Below are 16,861 nucleotides of genomic sequence, written 5' to 3'. Positions count from 1 at the left end.
ATGAGACAAATTTTTAGTGACAAAAAAATTGATGCGTCGCTGTTTCTACAAATGGAAAACTTAATGTATGCTCTTCTAAAAGAAGACGATGCCTATCTTGAGTATGGCTATAAAGCATACTACGACGAAATTGAAAAAAAGGTTGTCATTAGTCACTTTTGGGATGATCGAAAAGAAGAGGATACAGTAATCGGATTAAAAAGCGAAGTGTTTTTGAAAGCACTTGGTAATAAACATTACTCGGACATGACTTTAATTCGTTCTTATGCGATTGAATTACAAGAATCGCCTCTAAAAAAGTTTTTAACACAATTATTTGTTCTATTAGAAGATTTACGTGTTGAGGAAATCGTAAAAAACTTACGCCCTGGCACAAAGCATGTTTTCAGACGCCGAAAAGAAATGTATCGCAATTACTTCGGCTCACAAAATGAAATCAATCGTGTTCGTAACTATCACGGTGATCGTCTATTTTGTCTCTGCTATCTTTCATTAACGAGCGATAAATATGAAATGTTTAATAATGAATATTTCGAACAAATTGAATCAATTTTGCATGAAACATTCCAAGCACGTAATACAGAAGATATTATGTATATCGTTGAGAAAATTCGCTATCGCTTAGAAGGACTTCTTGAAAGTGATATGCTTAATAATTATTTCGGACATGCTCCGCTTTATTTATCTGTCATTGCAGACGAAAAGAACTGCCGCGTTGAAGATTTAGCAAATGACGATACGCAGCTCATAGATGACGATGACAATAAAAACAAAATGGATGAAAGCTTCTCCACATGGCATCGTGAAAATAAAAATAACGAAAACGAGAACTTTTTACGCTTTGAATTAGAAAGCGGAACAAAAACAAACATGATGGGCGATACTGCTCGTGAATCAGAAGATGGCGACCAAGCACTTGGTTCTGTACAAGGTACTTCTCAAAAGAGTACACAATCCAACTTTGATGGCGCTGATACAGAAGAAGCAAGAGCTTCACACGCTTCTAGCCAAAACGAGGGTGCATACGGTAAGTATAATGTAGGTGCTTCTCATACATTTAAAGAAGCTCGCAAAGCAAATGCTGATGAGAAAAAAGATTACCAAGCTATCAAATCAGTCGTTAATAAAGATGTAAAAGAATTAAAGAAAATTATCGAGAAAACGATTGAAAATAAAACGAATGCAAATAGTGATAAATATTACGGAAGACTTCGCAAGAAATTCCTTCGTATTTATACTGAAAAGCAGCCACGCATGTTTTATAAAAAAGGGCAAGAATCACAAGAGCTCGACGTTGCATTCCAATTACTAGTGGACTGCTCTGGTTCTATGTATAACAAAATGGAAGAAACGAAGAAAAGTGTTGTCCTATTCCATGAAGCATTGAAATCTTTAAAAATCCCGCACGCTATTAGCGGCTTTTGGGAAGATGCTTCTAGTGCTAAACCTGAAGATAAACCGAACGTTATCCATGAAGTTGTAACGTATAAAAACTCAACGTTGCCAAACGTTGGTCCCGAAATTATGCAGCTTCGCGAAGAAGAAGATAACCGCGACGGATATATTATTCGTATCGTTTCTGAAAAGCTTGCGAAAAGACCAGAAAAGCATAAATTCTTACTTGTCTTTACAGACGGTGAACCTTCTGCGCTAGACTATCAACAAGACGGTATTTTAGATACGCATGAAGCTGTCAAACTTGCTCGTAAAAGTGGTATGGAAGTAATCGGAATCTTCATCGAAGAAGGCGAAGCGAAAGAAGCAACTTATCAATTAATGAAAAACATTTATAACCACCACTTCTTAGTTGCAAATCACGCTGAAGATTTACGTTTGAAGATTAAACCATTATTGAAGAAACTATTACTGAAGACGATTGAATAGAAAAAAGGAGCCTTTTGGCTCCTTTTTTTCGTTCAATTACTTTGTTTCTGGTTGAAACTTGTATGGAATGGCTACTTCTAATAATGCCTCGAATCCTCCATCGTAGAATGGGAATCGTTCATTTGCGATCGTTCGATCCACCCACTCTATTGCAAAAATTTCTCCTTCATCTTCCGCAATCAGTTCACCTTTTACTACATTTGCTCGGAATGTAAAAAGTATCGCATGATTCCCTGATTCTTCAAAGAATTTTTCATTAATCGCAACAAGTCCACCTGCCACGGCAGTTAAACCTGTCTCTTCTTTTACTTCCCTTACTAGAGCTTCCTCTAACGTTTCACCCTTTTCAACAGCTCCGCCTGGCAATGACCAAACGTTTTGTTCTGCATTATGTACCATTAATACTTTATCCGTTTCTTCATCATGTATTAGTGCATATACGACGTCAACTCTTTGCATGTTGCTTTTCTCCTTCAATTAACTCATCCATAGTAAATAAAGAATGTAGCTGTAAGCCATCTTCTAATAAGTTTTCTCTTCCCGCTTTCGTTCGTTCAATGACGCCTAGAACATGATGGACTTTCGCACCCAGTTCTCTTAAGTCTTTCGTGCTTAATAATATTTGACCGCCTGTCGTAATAACATCTTCAACAACACAAACATTTTTCCCAGTAATATCAACGCCTTCTGCTAACTTACATGTACCGTACTTCTTCGCTTCTTTTCTTACAAATACAACTGGTATACCTGTTTGTAAAGATAATGCCGTTGCTACTGGAAGTCCTCCCATCTCTAAACCTGCGAGTACTTCCGTTTCAGGAGGAATGAGCTCTTTCAATTGTTTAGCAATTTCTAATAATAGTACTGGATTAGATTCAAATAAGTACTTATCAAAGTATTGATTTGATACTTGTCCTGATCGAAGCTTAAATGTTCCCGTTAAACGCGATGTATTATAAATTTCCTTTGCTAATTCCCATTTCTCCATTGTATCTCTCCCCTTCATGCACAAATTAACTCATTCTATCACGCTTTTAATTATTTGTATATTCTTAAAAATACAAATAAAAGAGCCAATTCCTAAGAATCGGCTCTTCCTATTAATTCATTACTAACTCAGATGCAAGCTTTTTTTTTAACTTAGCCAACATGTCCGTTGTCATTTTGTCTAAATCATATTCTGCTTTAAAGCCCCACTCTTTCATTGCTGCTGTCGCATCAATAGAGTTTGGCCAGCTATCAGCGATTGTTTGACGAGCTGGATCTACTGCGTAATCCATTGTAAAGTTCGGAATGTGCTTACGAATTGATGCTGCAATTTGCTCTGGTTCAAAGCTCATTGCTGTAATGTTAAATGCATTTCTATGCACTAGCTTACTTGGATCAGCTTCCATTAATGAAATGATCGCTTGTAGAGCATCAGGCATATACATCATATCCATATACGTTCCTTCTGCAATGTATGAGGTGTATGTACCTTTTTTAATCGCCTCATAATAAATTTCAACTGCATAGTCAGTTGTTCCGCCTCCTGGAGGAGCTACGTAAGAAATTAAGCCTGGGAAACGTACACCACGCGTATCAACGCCAAACTTTTGATGATAATAATCACATAGTAATTCTCCTGCTACTTTGTTTACCCCATACATCGTAGTAGGACGCTGAATTGTATCTTGTGGCGTATTATCTTTTGGCGTTGATGGACCGAATGCACCGATAGAACTTGGCGTGAAGAACTTACAGTTTAATTCACGAGCTGCTTCTAATGCATTTACAAGTCCGCCCATATTTAAATTCCAAGCAAATAACGGATTTTTTTCTGCCGTTGCTGAAAGTAAAGCTGCTAAATGAATAATTGTATCTACTTCATTACGCTTTGCAATATCATGTAGTTTTTGTCCATCTGTTACATCTAACGTTTCAAATGGACCAGATGTTACTACTTCACTATCTGTTTCACGAATATCTGTTGCAATAACATTTGATGCACCGTATACATCACGAAGTTTCATTACTAGTTCAGAACCAATTTGCCCTAAAGAACCGGTTACTAGAATTTTTTTCATTTTCCCCACTCCTCATTTGCAAGCTATTCAAAAGATGTCGTTACTTAAATGATGCCCATTTCTTTCCCTACTTTTTCATACTTACGAATTGCTTCATCTAACATTTCTTTCGTATGAGCTGCTGTAGGCATATTACGAACGCGTCCTGTTCCTTTTGCTACAGTTGGGAACACGATAGATTTTGCATATACGCCTTCTTCATTTAGACGTTTACTAAATTCTTGTGTTAATACTTCGTCACCAATAATACAAGGTGTAATTGGCGTTTCACTTTCTCCGATGTTAAAGCCAAGTTCTTTTAACCCTTGTTTTAAATAGCGACCATTTTCCCATAAACGATCGTGCAACTCTGTGCTTTCCATTAAGATTTCAATTGATCTCATGCAAGCTGCTGCATCAGCTGGTGTTAATGCTGTAGAGAATAAGAATGGACGTGAACGAACTTTTAACCAGTCAATTAAGTTTTGTTTCCCTGCTACATATCCACCAATTACCCCAATTGCTTTTGATAATGTACCAATTTGGAAATCAACTTTATCAGACAGACCGAAGTGCTTTACAGTTCCTGCACCTTTACCAAGTACACCTGAACCGTGTGCATCATCTACGTACGTCATTAAATCTAATTCTTCTGCAATCTCAACAATTTCTGGTAGTTTTGCAACATCTCCATCCATTGAGAAGACACCGTCTGTAATTACCATTAATTTATTGTAAAGACCTGATTCTTTCGCCGCGATTGCTTTTTGGCGTAAATCTTCCATATCAGAATGTTTATAAACGATGATTTTTGCTCTTGATAGACGACTACCATCAATAATAGAAGCATGGTTTAATTCGTCTGAAAGAATCGCATCATTTTTATCCATAACGGCTGAAATCGCTGCCATATTACAGTTAAATCCTGATTGGTAAGCAATTGCTGCTTCTGTATGTTTAAACTTTGCAATTGTTTCTTCTAATTTAATATGCAAATCTAAAGTACCGTTAATTGTACGAACAGCCCCTGCTCCAACGCCGTACTTATGAATAGCACCAATTGCTGCTTCTTGCAAACGGCTATCTGTTGCTAATCCAAGATAGTTGTTTGAAGATAAGTTAATATATTCTTTTCCGCCAATTGTAATGATCGGTCCATTTGAACTCTCAAGCGGATCAATTACGTTATAAAGCCCCTTTGATTTTAAATCCTCTAAATTTTCTTCTAAAAATTTCGCAAGTGTTTTACTAGACATTGTGAAGCCTCCCATCGTTCATGTAAGCGAATTATTGTCTTAATAGTTCTAATAATCCCTCTACTAGCTTAACACGTTTTCAGAATTTATTATAGAAAAATAGTTTAAAGTAACCGCTTACAATTCTAGATTATATATGATTCATTAAAAGAAATCTATCATTTACTTTTCATATTTGATAGAATAAAAAAAATATTTAAGGGGGCTTCAATCATGGCATTTACTGAATCTGATGTATATAATAACGAAGCATTTTTTAAACAATATATGAAACGAAGATACCGAGAAAATAGCCCAAATGAGTCACTTGAAAAACCAGCCTTCTTTCAACTCATTGGTGATGTGCAAGGAAAACAAATCCTTGATTTAGGCTGCGGCGACGCTAAATTCGGTGAGGAGTTATTAGAAAAAGGCGGCCACTCTTACACTGGTATTGAAGGCTCCGAACTTATGTATGAAAAAGCTAAAAAACAACTAGAAAATAAAAATGGCACCGTCCATTTTTTAAACCTCAAAGACTACACATACCCTCCTGCTACTTTTGATTTAGTAACATCTAGACTCGCCTTACATTATATTGAACATCTTCCTATCATTTTTCAAAATGTATACGAAACTTTAAAAACAAATGGAACCTTTACTTTTAGCGTTCAACATCCTATTATTACCTCTTCATTTGAAAGCTTACAAACGAGCGGGAAAAGAACAAGCTGGCTCGTCGATGATTATTTTAAAATGGGAAAACGCGTTGAGCCTTGGATTGAGCAAGAAGTTATTAAATACCATCGTACAACGGAAGAGTATTTTACATTGTTACAACAAGCCGGATTTACGATTACAAACTTAAAAGAAGCTACACCAAATCGAAACTGTTTTCAGGATGAAGAAGAATATGAACGACGTTTACGTATTCCCCTTTTTCTATTATTTTCTTGCCAAAAATAAAAAAGACGATGAATCCTCATCGTCTTTTTTCGTTATTTCATCGCCTGAACAGCCTCTTTAAGTACACGTCTTCCTCTTCCATGCGGGATACAGAGCGGTGTCCCAAATAACGGATCAGCGCTTATTTGACACTCCATACGGAATACATCCCGAACTAACTTCTGGTCAATAACTTCTTCTGGTTTACCTTGCGCATATATTTGTTTATCTTGAATAGCTACGATGTTGTCTGCATAACGACATGCTAAATTTAAATCGTGCAATACCATAACAATCGTTCTTTGTTCTGTTTCATTTAATTCGAATAATAAATCTAGCACTTCAATTTGGTGAGTCATATCTAAATATGTAGTAGGCTCATCCAGTAAAATAATATCTGTATCTTGTGCAAGCGTCATTGCAATCCAAGCACGTTGACGTTGTCCACCTGAAAGCGCATGCACATCACGCTCAGCAAATTCTGTCATACCTGTTGCTGCAAGGGCTTTTTGTACCATTTCCTCATCTTTTTCTGACCATTGTTTCAGCCATGTTTGATATGGATAACGTCCTTGTTTTACAAGTTGCAATACTGTAAGCCCTTCTGGTGCTTGCGGTCCTTGCGGTAAAATTGCCATTTGACGAGCAATTTGCTTCGTTTGCATACTTTGAATGGCTTGATTATCTAACAAAATGTCACCAGTTGTTGGTTTTAATAATCTAGCTAGTGAACGTAATAAAGTTGATTTCCCGCAACCGTTAGAACCGATAAAGATTGTAATTTCGCCTTTTGGAATTTCTAAATTCAACTCATCAATAATAATTGTTTCACCGTAAGACAACGTCAAACGTTTCGTCTCCAATGCTTTTTGCATATTCATCTCCCTTTATGAATTCCGACTTTTATAAAGTAAATAAATAAAATAAGGTGCACCAATTGCTGATGTAAATACCCCTGCTGGAATTTCGAGTGGCGCGAAAACTGTACGCCCAATTAAATCTGCAGCAAGTACTAAAATTGCACCGACAATAGCCGCAACTGGGAGTAATGCACCATATAAAGAACCAACTAGTCTTCGTGAAATATGAGGTGCCATTAAACCGACAAATCCAATTCCTCCAGCAAAGGCAACCGCACCGCCAATTAAAGCTGTACTAAGTAATAACATGAATACACGTGACTTCGTTAAAGGAACACCAAGTCCTACCGCAATATCATCCCCTAGCTCTTGCGCATTTAAATGTCTAGCCGCTATAAATGATATTACCGTTAAAATAAGAACCCACGGCGCAAGTATCATAACGTTTTGCCACGAAGACCCGTAAACAGTGCCTGTAATCCATACATTTGCTTGACTCGCTTGATAAATTGGTGCTAACAACATAAATAAAGTTGTTGCCGCTTTCGTTAACGCCCAAAATCCAACACCAATTAAAACAAGACTAATCGGTGATAACCCGTCATTTCTCCATGCAAATAAATATACAAATAACGCTACAATCGTTGCACCAGCAAAAGCTGCAAGTGGCATATAATGAATGCTTACAGTTAGCGCGTTATTTTTATCACTAAATATAGCTAAAAATAATACAACTGCAACACTTGCACCACCTGTAATCCCGATAATATCAGGAGAAGCCAGTGGATTTCGAACGAGACCTTGTAAAATACATCCTGCTACAGCAAGTGCGATTCCTACAAGGATAGCAATCAAAATACGCGGCATACGAAACTTATTTACAACCATATTTGACATCGCATCGCCATTTCCAGTAATCGCTTGCCATACATCATAAGGAGCGATTTTCATGTCTCCCATACCTGCACTCGCAAAAAATAATCCTATTAAAACAACTAGTAAACTGAATAAGACGAGACAAGCTCGTTTATACATTAAAAACGAGAGCCCGCCTTTTCCTATACGAAACGGAATATACTTCTTCATTTGCTAAGCCCTCTCTTACGTGCAATATAAATAAAGAATGGGGCCCCGATAAATGCTGTCATAACCCCTACTGGTACTTCTTGTGGCATAATGACATATCTAGCTGCTATATCAGCTAAGAGTAATAGTATTGCACCTAACAAGCCGCTATACGGTACTCTCCACCTGTGATCTACTCCAACAAGGAATCTGGAAAAATACGGAGTAACAATACCAATAAATCCAATTGGACCAGCGACCGCAACTGAACCACCAGACAGTAGTACAATAATAAGTAGTACGAATGATTTCATTAAAATTGTCCGTTGTCCAAGTCCTTTTGCAACGTCTTCCCCCATCATTAATGTATTTACTTTCCCTGCCATCATGAGAGATGCAATCCAGCCTATTAATAAATACGGGAATACAGATTGTAAAATCTCTAACTTTCTTCCTTGCACAGATCCGGCAAGCCAAAATAACACTTCTTCAAATGCTTTTTCATTTAAAACAAGTAACCCTTGTGTTAATGATGAAAACAACGCGCTTATCGCGACACCTGCTAGCGTTAACTTAAGAGGCGTTGTCCCTTCTTTTCCTAAAGAGCTAGAGGCAAATACAAGTACTGCTGCAACTGCCGCTCCTAAAAAGGAAATCCATGTGAAAGCTGATAATGATGTCACGGAAAAGAGTACAATTGCTACAACTATAAAGAACGCAGCGCCTGAATTTAATCCAATAAAATCTGGTGAAGCAAGCGGATTCTTTGTTAAAGTTTGCATTAAACAACCCGCTATGGCTAAACTAGCACCAACACTAGCTGCAATTAACGCCCTTGGTAGACGCACATTTTGAATAATAATATGCTCATTTGAACCATTAAAATGGAAAAAAGCATCTAAAGCTAATTTCCAACTCGTATTTGTATATCCGAAAATAATACTTCCCCAAATACAAATAACGACTGCAATGATTCCAACAAATAATCCAATCCATTTTGCTTGATTTGTTTTTAATAACATGCAGCGTTTCCCCTTCAATGTATAATGATACGTTGTAAGTGTATTTCAACTCAATTCTCATTGTCAACGATAATGAGAATTATTTTCATTGACAATTGGACCACGAAGTATTAATATCATGCTTGCTATTGAAAAATATTCTCAACATGTAGGGGGTACATAATGAATTTCATGCAAAAGAAATCGTTCACAGTATTTGTATTTCTACTAGCTTTTTCACTTCTTTTAAGCGCTTGTGGAAAATCAAATAACAAAGAAGAGTCTACAAAAGAAGATAATAAAAAAGAAATGATTACGGTTGAACATGCAATGGGTAAAACAGAAGTTCCAGCAAACCCAAAACGTGTAGTTATTTTAACAAATGAAGGAACTGAAGCCTTACTTGAGTTAGGTGTAAAACCAGTTGGGGCTGTAAAGTCTTGGACTGGAGATCCATGGTATCCACATATTAAGGATGAAATGAAAGATGTAAAAGTTGTTGGTGATGAAGGACAAGTTAACGTTGAAACGATTGCTTCTTTAAAACCAGACTTAATTATCGGCAATAAAATGCGTCACGAAAAAGTGTATGAGCAACTAAAAGCAATCGCACCTACTGTTTTCTCAGAAACATTACGCGGTGAATGGAAAGATAACTTCAAATTTTATGCGAAAGCATTAAATAAAGAAAAAGAAGGTCAAAAGGTTTTAGCTGATTACGAATCACGTATGAAAGATTTAAAAGGCAAACTAGGCGATAAAGTAAATCAAGAAATTTCTATGGTACGCTTTATGCCTGGTGATGTTCGTATTTATCATGGTGATACATTCTCTGGTGTTATTTTAAAAGAACTTGGATTTAAACGTCCTGGAGATCAAAATAAAGATGATTTTGCAGAGCGTAACGTATCTAAAGAGCGTATTTCTGCAATGGATGGTGATGTATTATTCTACTTCACATTCGATAAAGGAAACGAGAAAAAAGGCTCTGAACTAGAAAAGGAATATATAAACGATCCTCTATTTAAAAACTTAAATGCAGTAAAAAATGGAAAAGCATACAAAGTTGACGATGTTATTTGGAATACAGCAGGCGGTGTAATGGCTGCTAACCTACTACTAGATGATATCGAAAAACGCTTTGTTAAATAATATTTCCCTAACCAGCTCCCTTTCTATGGAGCTGGTTTTTTCATTTCACTGAAGTGTCACATTATTTCATTTTGTATTTTTATTCCCAATATGTTATATTATAAAAGTAAATACAGTGTATTTTCTCTATATCGGAATAGATATTCTAATCTAAATTTTCTGATTAATCACTATTTTACTTTCTTTTAGAATTCAATTACTACATTTGAAAACGCTTATTATCTCGTTTTCAGGGAAAAATACAATAACGGTTGAAGAAAAATAGAACTTTTTTAGAAATTTTCTTTCTATTTCCATATAATTCTATTGACTTCTAAATATTTTGTGAATTAAAATAATTACATAAATATCCGTTATACAGGATTAGGGGGAAACAAACATGGATGCAGCTTTAAAATTAGACAAAGCTGGAGAGCAACAATCACCAAAAAAACATCCACCAGGATTATATTTGTTGTTCTTTACAGAGGCATGGGAAAGATTTAGTTATTACGGAATGCGTGGCTTATTAGTTCTTTATTTAACAACGAGCTTAGTAAGTGGCGGTTTAGGATTTGATAAAGCAGTTGCTGTGCAAATTTACGGTCTTTTCACAATGTTTGTATATTTCACACCGATTATTGGTGGTTGGCTAACTGACCATTTCATTACGAAACGACATGCCATTACCATCGGCGGTATCATTATGGCACTTGGTAACTTTGTACTATTTTCAATGAACACTAAAACTGGACTTTTCTTAGGCTTAGGATTATTAGTTATTGGTAACGGATTCTTCAAACCAAATATTTCGACTTTATTAGGTCAATTATATAGCGAAAACGATTCTCGTCGTGATAGTGCCTTCACTATCTTCTACATGGGAATTAACTTAGGAGCTTTTATCGCTCCATTCATTTGCGGTTATTTCACAGATTATAAATACGGATTCTTAACAGCTTGTATCGGTATGATCATTGGTCAGATTGCATTTAATACATTAGCACCTCGTTACTTAGGATCTATCGGAACAACTGTTGTCGGAAAAAAATCTAAAGAAAACAATGCAAAAGTAATTGAGAAAAAACCTTTAACAGCACAAGAGAAAAAACGTACAGCTGCAATTTTAATTTTAACTTGTTTCGTTGTATTCTTCTGGGCAGGATTTGAACAAGCTGGTAGTTCTTTAACACTTTATACAGATAAATTCGTAGATCGTACAATTGGTGGATTTACAATTCCAACACCTTGGTTCCAATCTGTAAACCCATTGTTCATTATCTTATTAGCATTACCTGTTTCTGCATTATGGATTAAACTTTCAAAAACAAAAAATGGTGATTTAAAAATCCCAACAAAAATGGCATTAGGTATGATTTTACTAGGAGTTGGATATTTAATTCTAACTTTAGCTGTTTTAAAAACTGGTAGCGATGAAGGTAACATTACAATGAAAGCAAACTTACTGTTCATTGTGTTCACTTACATGTTCCATACAATTGGTGAATTATTCTTATCACCAATCGGATTATCTATGGTAAGTGCAATCGCTCCTCTTAAATTAGCTTCTTTATTAATGGGTGTATGGTTAGCTGGTACTGGCTGTGCAAACTTATTAGCTGGACAGTTAGCTGCTTTCACTCAATCTTTAGGATATTTAGAAGTATTCGCGAGCATCGGTGTTATCGTAATCGTGCTAGGATTAGTACTTCTTATGTTCTCTAAGAAAATTGCACACATGATGGAATAGCAAATAAAAAAGACGCTTCTAAAATTAGAAGCGTCTTTTCTATTACCTCTCTTCTAAAGCCGTCACATCCACGTGAACGCTCTCTCCTGGATTGGATACGTCATACACTTGAGCACTCCCCTTCTGCTCATCACAGCTCTCAATCCATACGGGGACTCCCTCATATGTAACATCAATTCTACTTGAAGAAGATAATATCTGTTTCACACGTTTTACATCCATTATATTATTCCTCCTTTAGCTTACAACACTCCTTTCTATCTTTTCATATCCCTTCAGAATATATTCCATCAATTTAGCACTTCAATAGTTTGTTTCTTTCTGACGCACTACTATATACGCTCTCAATTCTTCCTATTAGTACATCCTTTCCAAATAAAAAAAGACGTATATTTCACACGTCTTCTTTCCATAATATTCAAAAATTAAGAAAATAATGTTTTTACTACTTCACTTACTTTATCGTTATGAACTTGATAGTACACTTCTAACCCGCGTCTCTCAAAGCGTACTACTTTATTTTGCTTTAGTTTCGTTAAATGCTGTGAAACAGTTGATTGTGGAATTTCTAATACCTCTTGTAATTGTGTTACATTACATGTTCCACGCTGCATTAGTTCCATTACTAAACGTAGACGCAATGGATGAGCTAATGCTCTTAACATCTGTACGTCTTCTTCTGAAATACGACAGTCAAATTGGTTTTGGTTCATAAAGTTCCCCTCATTTTCATTTTTTATTTTCTTTTTATTTATTTATATATCTGTTCTTATATTTCCTGTTACGACATAACTTTATCAACCCATAATGCTGAGAAAATTTTCCGACTTTTATCAGCACACAGTTCAAGAAAAAATCTCTCCTGATTTTGAATATTATACTATATGATACAATAAAAAAGCAAAATAAAGGGCCAGCGATACTTTGCTTACAAACGTTGTTTTATCAGGCTTTTTGTTATATTTTCACCTTACTGAAATGTACAGTAATGATATTGTAAAATATAGTCTATAATTGATAACCTATCGTAAAGTAATTTGACCATATTTAACCTCTTTGTTACGATAAAAAAGGAAATTTAAGTAAGGAGGAGGATGTAGTATTAAAAAATGGTTTATTATTGCGTTACTTAGCATTGCGGTTGGCTGGACTATTACCAATCACTTCCTATTAGACAAACAAGAAGATATAGCTTCAAAATCAAACACCCCCATTGGAACTGAAGTTGGCAATGTTGCCCTCGATTTCCTCCTGGAAACAACCACTGGTCAAGAAGTTCGTCTTACAGACTATAAAGGAAAAAAAGTAATATTGAATTTTTGGGCAAGCTGGTGTGGTCCATGCAAAATAGAAATGCCTGATATGGAAAAGTTTTATCATGATACTAAAGATATGGGAATTGAAATTGTTGCTGTAAATGCGACAGCTACTGAAAAAGACCCGAACAATGTAAAACAATTTCTTGAAGAAAACAAATATACCTTCCCCGTCCTACTAGATCAGAAAGGACAGGCAAGTGCCGCATATCAAATTATCAGTATTCCAACATCTTTTGTCATCGATTCAAACGGTGTCATTCAATATAAGCATGTAGGACCAATGACATATGAAAAAATGAAAGAATATGTAAATAATTTATAAAAGCGTAATCAAATTAATTTGATTACGCTTTTTGTCTACTTTATGAACAAAAAGTTACTTTTAATACTATTATGGAATAATTATACTTTTTTACGTTGACAATAGTGGTGAAGGAGAATATACTAAGCATGTAAGTTGATTGTGAATAGTTTCACAAATAATGTGAATTTCTTCACATAAAATAGATAGGAGTTGTCATTATTATGAGTACTTGGACACAAATTTATGACCCATTAAACAATATTTGGTTATCTGCACTAATCGCAGCACTTCCAATTTTCTGCTTCATCATTTGTTTAATGGGACTCAAAATGAAAAGTTACATCGCTGGTCTTTACAGTGTGATTGTCGCTATTATTCTTGCTATATTCGTTTATAAAATGCCAGCAACAGTAGCTGTAGCATCTGCCGGATTCGGTATTCTATCAGGATTTTATCCAATTTGTACTATCGTTATCGCAGCAATTTTCCTTTACAAATTAACTGTTAAAACAGAGCAATTCAACATAATTCGTGATAGTATTTCAAGCATTACAAATGATCAACGTTTACAAGTGTTATTAATCGCTTATTCTTTCGGTGCTTTCTTAGAAGGCGCAGCTGGTCTAGGTGTTCCAGTTGCTATTACAGCTGCACTACTTGTAGGTATGGGCTTTAATCCATTAAAAGCAGCAGGTATTTGTTTAGTAGCAAATATCGCTGGTGGTGCTATGGGTGCTATGGGTATTCCAGTTACAGTACCTGCACAATTAACTCAATTAGATGCATTAACTATAGGTCGTCAAACTGTTCTTATTTTACCTTTCATTAGCATTATTTTACCTTTCTTACTTGTTTCAATGGTCGATGGAATTAAAGGTATTAAAGAAACTTGGCAAGGTATTCTTGTAAGTGGTTTTTCTTTCGCAATTACTCAGTTCCTTGTAACTTACTTCTTAGGTGCAGAACTTACTAATATTTTCGCAGCCGTTGTAAGTATGATCTCTCTTGCATTATTCTTACGTGTTTGGCAGCCAAAATCTTCTGCTAAAGAAGATAAACAAGAAGAAAAAGAATCTCATACATTCAATCAAATTTTATATGCTTGGTCTCCATTCGTATTCTTAACTGCATTCGTAACAATCTTTAATTTAAAACCAATTAAAGCTTTATTTGCTCCGGATGGCGCGTTAGCAAACTTAGTATTTAACATTCAGTTCCCTGGTCTTCATAATATGGTTATGAAAACTACACCAATTACAAAAGCCGATACACCTTTCGCAGCTATTTTCAAATTCGATGTATTCTCTTCTACAACTACTGCGATTGTATTAGCAATTATCGTTTCACTTATCGTTTACCGCGTAAAAGGTAAAATGATTAAAGAACTGATGGTTGAAACAATTAAAGAACTAAAGGCTCCAGTATATACAATTTGTAGCGTTATCGCTTTAGCTTACGTAGAGAACTACTCTGGTATGTCATCTACACTTGGACTTGCATTCTCTTCTACTGGTAATGCATTCCCAGTTCTTTCTCCAATCTTAGGATGGATTGGCGTATTCATTACAGGATCAGTAGTATCAAGTGGCTCATTATTCGCACCACTTCAAGCAGTAACTGCAGACCAATTAAACATCGTTCCTTCTACACTCGTTGCATTAAACGTAGTAGGTGGTACAATGGCGAAAATGGTTTCACCACAATCAGTAGCAGTTGCTTGTGCGGCAGTTGGACTAGTTGGTCAAGAATCTGCCTTATTTAAAACAGCAATGAAATACAGTTTAATCTTCTTAGCCGTTATTAGCTTACTTCAATTAAACGCTGTATTTAATATCTTCTAAAAAAAAGAACCGATCCAAATGGATCGGTTCTTTTTACATTACATTTTTTTATTCTTTAATAAAGAAGCACCAGCAATTTCAGGATGCGTCATTTCATATGGATCCAAAATAATATCAAGCTCTTCTGCTGTAAGTACACCATGCTCTAAACATAGCTCCCTAACAGATTTCCCTGTTTCAATCGCTTCGCGTGCAATGCGAGATGCTACTTCATAACCAATATGAGGGTTCACCGCTGTAATAATTCCAACACTTTTCTCAACATATTGCTTCAGCAATTCTTCATTTGCTGTAATTCCTTTAATACAGTATTCACGGAATACACGGAATCCATTATTCATAATACTGATGGATTGAATTAAATTAAATACGAGTACTGGCTCCATTACATTTAACTCCAATTGCCCAGCTTCTGACGCTAAGCAAATTGTATGGTCATTTCCGATTACTTGGAAAGCAACTTGGTTAATTACTTCTGCCATAACTGGATTTACTTTACCTGGCATAATGGATGAACCTGGTTGACGAGCTGGTAATTGAATTTCTGCTAACCCAACACGTGGACCAGACGCCATAATACGAAGGTCATTTGCAATTTTAGACATATTCATCATACATACTTTTAGCGCTGCAGATACTTCTGTATATGCATCTGTGTTTTGCGTCGCATCAACTAAGTGCTCTGCACCAACAAGAGGGAAACCACTAAAAGTTCGTAAATGCTTCACAACTTGTTCTATATAAGTAGGGTTTGCATTTAATCCTGTACCGACAGCTGTCGCACCCATATTAACTTCGTATAGATGTTGACGAGACTGTTTAATTCTTTTTATATCACGCTCTAGCACTCTGCTATATGCTTCAAATTCTTGTCCAAGGCGAATTGGAACTGCATCTTGCAAATGTGTACGCCCCATTTTAATAACGTGATCAAACTCTTTTGCTTTATCATGAAAAGCAGAGTGAAGTTCTTCCATTGTAACAAGAAGTTCTTCTAGCATCATAAGAGTTGCAATATGAATCCCAGTTGGGAACGCATCATTTGTTGATTGCGCCATATTCACGTGAGTGTTTGGGCTAACTTTCGCATACTCACCTTTTTCGTACCCCATACGTTCTAACGCTCTATTAGCAATTACTTCATTAGTATTCATATTAATTGAAGTCCCTGCCCCGCCCTGAATTGGGTCTACGATAAATTGATCATGGAACTTTCCATCCATAATCTCTTGTGCAGCTTCTACAATTTCTTGTCCGATATCTTTAGCCAAGTAACCTGTATCTATATTCGCAAGCGCTGCCGCTTTTTTTACAATTGCCATTGCCGTAATGAGTGACGGATGAATGCGATATCCTGTAATCGGAAAGTTTTCTACGGCACGTAATGTTTGTACACCATAATAAGCTACACTCGGTACTTCCTTTTCACCTAAAAAATCTTTTTCTATACGTATATCCTTCGTTGCTATCATTTTTCATCA

16 protein-coding genes are annotated in these 16,861 nt (G+C 35.9%); 6 read left to right on the top strand and 10 right to left on the bottom strand.

The window, feature by feature from the left end:
* Positions 1-1,884, top strand: coding sequence for a vWA domain-containing protein (locus LUS72_RS03190; RefSeq protein WP_097832840.1), 1,884 nt, complete (start codon positions 1-3; stop codon positions 1,882-1,884).
* A 36-nt stretch (positions 1,885-1,920) separates the two neighbouring features.
* On the opposite strand, the gene LUS72_RS03185 is transcribed toward LUS72_RS03190, so the two are convergent.
* The 4 genes from LUS72_RS03185 to LUS72_RS03170 form a co-directional block, all read right to left on the bottom strand.
* Positions 1,921-2,343, bottom strand: a complete 423-nt coding sequence (locus LUS72_RS03185; protein ID WP_097832839.1) for an NUDIX hydrolase — start codon at positions 2,341-2,343, stop codon at positions 1,921-1,923.
* Entirely contained in the window at positions 2,330-2,872 is a 543-nt protein-coding gene (pyrE, locus tag LUS72_RS03180; RefSeq protein ID WP_141533279.1) for an orotate phosphoribosyltransferase, read from the bottom strand. Before pyrE ends, LUS72_RS03185 begins: the two co-directional genes overlap by 14 nt.
* A 112-nt stretch (positions 2,873-2,984) precedes the next feature.
* Entirely contained in the window at positions 2,985-3,950 is a 966-nt protein-coding gene (locus LUS72_RS03175; RefSeq protein WP_071772176.1) for an L-threonine 3-dehydrogenase, read from the bottom strand.
* Between the two features lie 44 nt (positions 3,951-3,994).
* Positions 3,995-5,185, bottom strand: a complete 1,191-nt coding sequence (locus LUS72_RS03170; protein ID WP_000095914.1) for a glycine C-acetyltransferase — start codon at positions 5,183-5,185, stop codon at positions 3,995-3,997.
* Positions 5,186-5,398: 213 nt separating this feature from the next.
* Between LUS72_RS03170 and LUS72_RS03165 the strand changes: the two genes are divergently transcribed.
* Entirely contained in the window at positions 5,399-6,130 is a 732-nt protein-coding gene (locus LUS72_RS03165; RefSeq protein WP_097832837.1) for a class I SAM-dependent DNA methyltransferase, read from the top strand.
* A gap of 32 nt (positions 6,131-6,162) precedes the next feature.
* On the opposite strand, the gene LUS72_RS03160 is transcribed toward LUS72_RS03165, so the two are convergent.
* Genes LUS72_RS03160 through LUS72_RS03150 form a run of 3 tightly spaced genes read right to left on the bottom strand, consistent with a single transcriptional unit; the run spans position 6,163 to position 9,056 of the window.
* A complete protein-coding gene (locus LUS72_RS03160; protein WP_097832836.1) occupies positions 6,163-6,984 on the bottom strand; it encodes an ABC transporter ATP-binding protein in 822 nt (273 codons plus the stop codon).
* Positions 6,985-6,996: 12 nt separating this feature from the next.
* Positions 6,997-8,055, bottom strand: coding sequence for a FecCD family ABC transporter permease (locus tag LUS72_RS03155; RefSeq protein WP_097832835.1), 1,059 nt, complete (start codon positions 8,053-8,055; stop codon positions 6,997-6,999).
* A complete protein-coding gene (locus LUS72_RS03150) occupies positions 8,052-9,056 on the bottom strand; it encodes a FecCD family ABC transporter permease (protein ID WP_097832834.1) in 1,005 nt (334 codons plus the stop codon). The genes LUS72_RS03155 and LUS72_RS03150 overlap by 4 nt, the downstream gene beginning before the upstream one ends.
* A 162-nt stretch (positions 9,057-9,218) precedes the next feature.
* On the opposite strand from LUS72_RS03150, the gene LUS72_RS03145 reads away from it, so the two are divergent.
* Positions 9,219-10,187: an ABC transporter substrate-binding protein gene (locus LUS72_RS03145; RefSeq protein ID WP_097832833.1), complete on the top strand. Its 969-nt coding sequence runs from the start codon at positions 9,219-9,221 to the stop codon at positions 10,185-10,187.
* 379 nt (positions 10,188-10,566) lie between these two features.
* Positions 10,567-11,916 (top strand): peptide MFS transporter, encoded by a 1,350-nt coding sequence (locus tag LUS72_RS03140; RefSeq protein WP_097832832.1) that lies wholly within the window; start codon positions 10,567-10,569, stop codon positions 11,914-11,916.
* 42 nt (positions 11,917-11,958) lie between these two features.
* On the opposite strand, the gene LUS72_RS03135 is transcribed toward LUS72_RS03140, so the two are convergent.
* Complete coding sequence (locus tag LUS72_RS03135) at positions 11,959-12,138, bottom strand: acid-soluble spore protein H (RefSeq protein WP_002169177.1); 180 nt, start codon at positions 12,136-12,138, stop codon at positions 11,959-11,961.
* Between the two features lie 203 nt (positions 12,139-12,341).
* Positions 12,342-12,629: an ArsR/SmtB family transcription factor gene (locus LUS72_RS03130; protein WP_001075218.1), complete on the bottom strand. Its 288-nt coding sequence runs from the start codon at positions 12,627-12,629 to the stop codon at positions 12,342-12,344.
* 538 nt (positions 12,630-13,167) lie between these two features.
* On the opposite strand from LUS72_RS03130, the gene LUS72_RS03125 reads away from it, so the two are divergent.
* Positions 13,168-13,557: a TlpA disulfide reductase family protein gene (locus tag LUS72_RS03125; RefSeq protein WP_206763994.1), complete on the top strand. Its 390-nt coding sequence runs from the start codon at positions 13,168-13,170 to the stop codon at positions 13,555-13,557.
* Positions 13,558-13,760: 203 nt separating this feature from the next.
* The gene (locus LUS72_RS03120) at positions 13,761-15,380 is read left to right on the top strand and encodes an L-lactate permease (protein ID WP_097832831.1); all 1,620 of its coding nucleotides are present in this window, start codon (positions 13,761-13,763) and stop codon (positions 15,378-15,380) included.
* Positions 15,381-15,418: 38 nt separating this feature from the next.
* Here the strand turns inward: LUS72_RS03120 and aspA are convergent, their stop codons facing one another.
* Positions 15,419-16,852, bottom strand: a complete 1,434-nt coding sequence (gene aspA, locus LUS72_RS03115; RefSeq protein ID WP_097832830.1) for an aspartate ammonia-lyase — start codon at positions 16,850-16,852, stop codon at positions 15,419-15,421.
* Between the last annotated feature and the right edge of the window lie 9 nt (positions 16,853-16,861).

The organism is Bacillus cereus, assembly GCF_025917685.1.
Taxonomy (GTDB): Bacteria; Bacillota; Bacilli; order Bacillales; family Bacillaceae_G; genus Bacillus_A; species Bacillus_A cereus_AT.
The sequence above is the reverse complement of the archived record's forward strand: the minus strand, read 5'-3'. Positions and strand labels throughout refer to the sequence as shown.

Bases quoted from the DNA above. Each gene is read 5' to 3' on its own strand.
- LUS72_RS03190 (WP_097832840.1), top strand. From the start codon at position 1: ATGAGACAAATTTTTAGTGACAAAAAAATTGATGCGTCGCTGTTTCTA.
- LUS72_RS03185 (WP_097832839.1), bottom strand. From the start codon at position 2,343: ATGCAAAGAGTTGACGTCGTATATGCACTAATACATGATGAAGAAACG.
- pyrE (WP_141533279.1), bottom strand. From the start codon at position 2,872: ATGGAGAAATGGGAATTAGCAAAGGAAATTTATAATACATCGCGTTTA.
- LUS72_RS03175 (WP_071772176.1), bottom strand. From the start codon at position 3,950: ATGAAAAAAATTCTAGTAACCGGTTCTTTAGGGCAAATTGGTTCTGAA.
- LUS72_RS03170 (WP_000095914.1), bottom strand. From the start codon at position 5,185: ATGTCTAGTAAAACACTTGCGAAATTTTTAGAAGAAAATTTAGAGGAT.
- LUS72_RS03165 (WP_097832837.1), top strand. From the start codon at position 5,399: ATGGCATTTACTGAATCTGATGTATATAATAACGAAGCATTTTTTAAA.
- LUS72_RS03160 (WP_097832836.1), bottom strand. From the start codon at position 6,984: ATGCAAAAAGCATTGGAGACGAAACGTTTGACGTTGTCTTACGGTGAA.
- LUS72_RS03155 (WP_097832835.1), bottom strand. From the start codon at position 8,055: ATGAAGAAGTATATTCCGTTTCGTATAGGAAAAGGCGGGCTCTCGTTT.
- LUS72_RS03150 (WP_097832834.1), bottom strand. From the start codon at position 9,056: ATGTTATTAAAAACAAATCAAGCAAAATGGATTGGATTATTTGTTGGA.
- LUS72_RS03145 (WP_097832833.1), top strand. From the start codon at position 9,219: ATGAATTTCATGCAAAAGAAATCGTTCACAGTATTTGTATTTCTACTA.
- LUS72_RS03140 (WP_097832832.1), top strand. From the start codon at position 10,567: ATGGATGCAGCTTTAAAATTAGACAAAGCTGGAGAGCAACAATCACCA.
- LUS72_RS03135 (WP_002169177.1), bottom strand. From the start codon at position 12,138: ATGGATGTAAAACGTGTGAAACAGATATTATCTTCTTCAAGTAGAATT.
- LUS72_RS03130 (WP_001075218.1), bottom strand. From the start codon at position 12,629: ATGAACCAAAACCAATTTGACTGTCGTATTTCAGAAGAAGACGTACAG.
- LUS72_RS03120 (WP_097832831.1), top strand. From the start codon at position 13,761: ATGAGTACTTGGACACAAATTTATGACCCATTAAACAATATTTGGTTA.
- aspA (WP_097832830.1), bottom strand. From the start codon at position 16,852: ATGATAGCAACGAAGGATATACGTATAGAAAAAGATTTTTTAGGTGAA.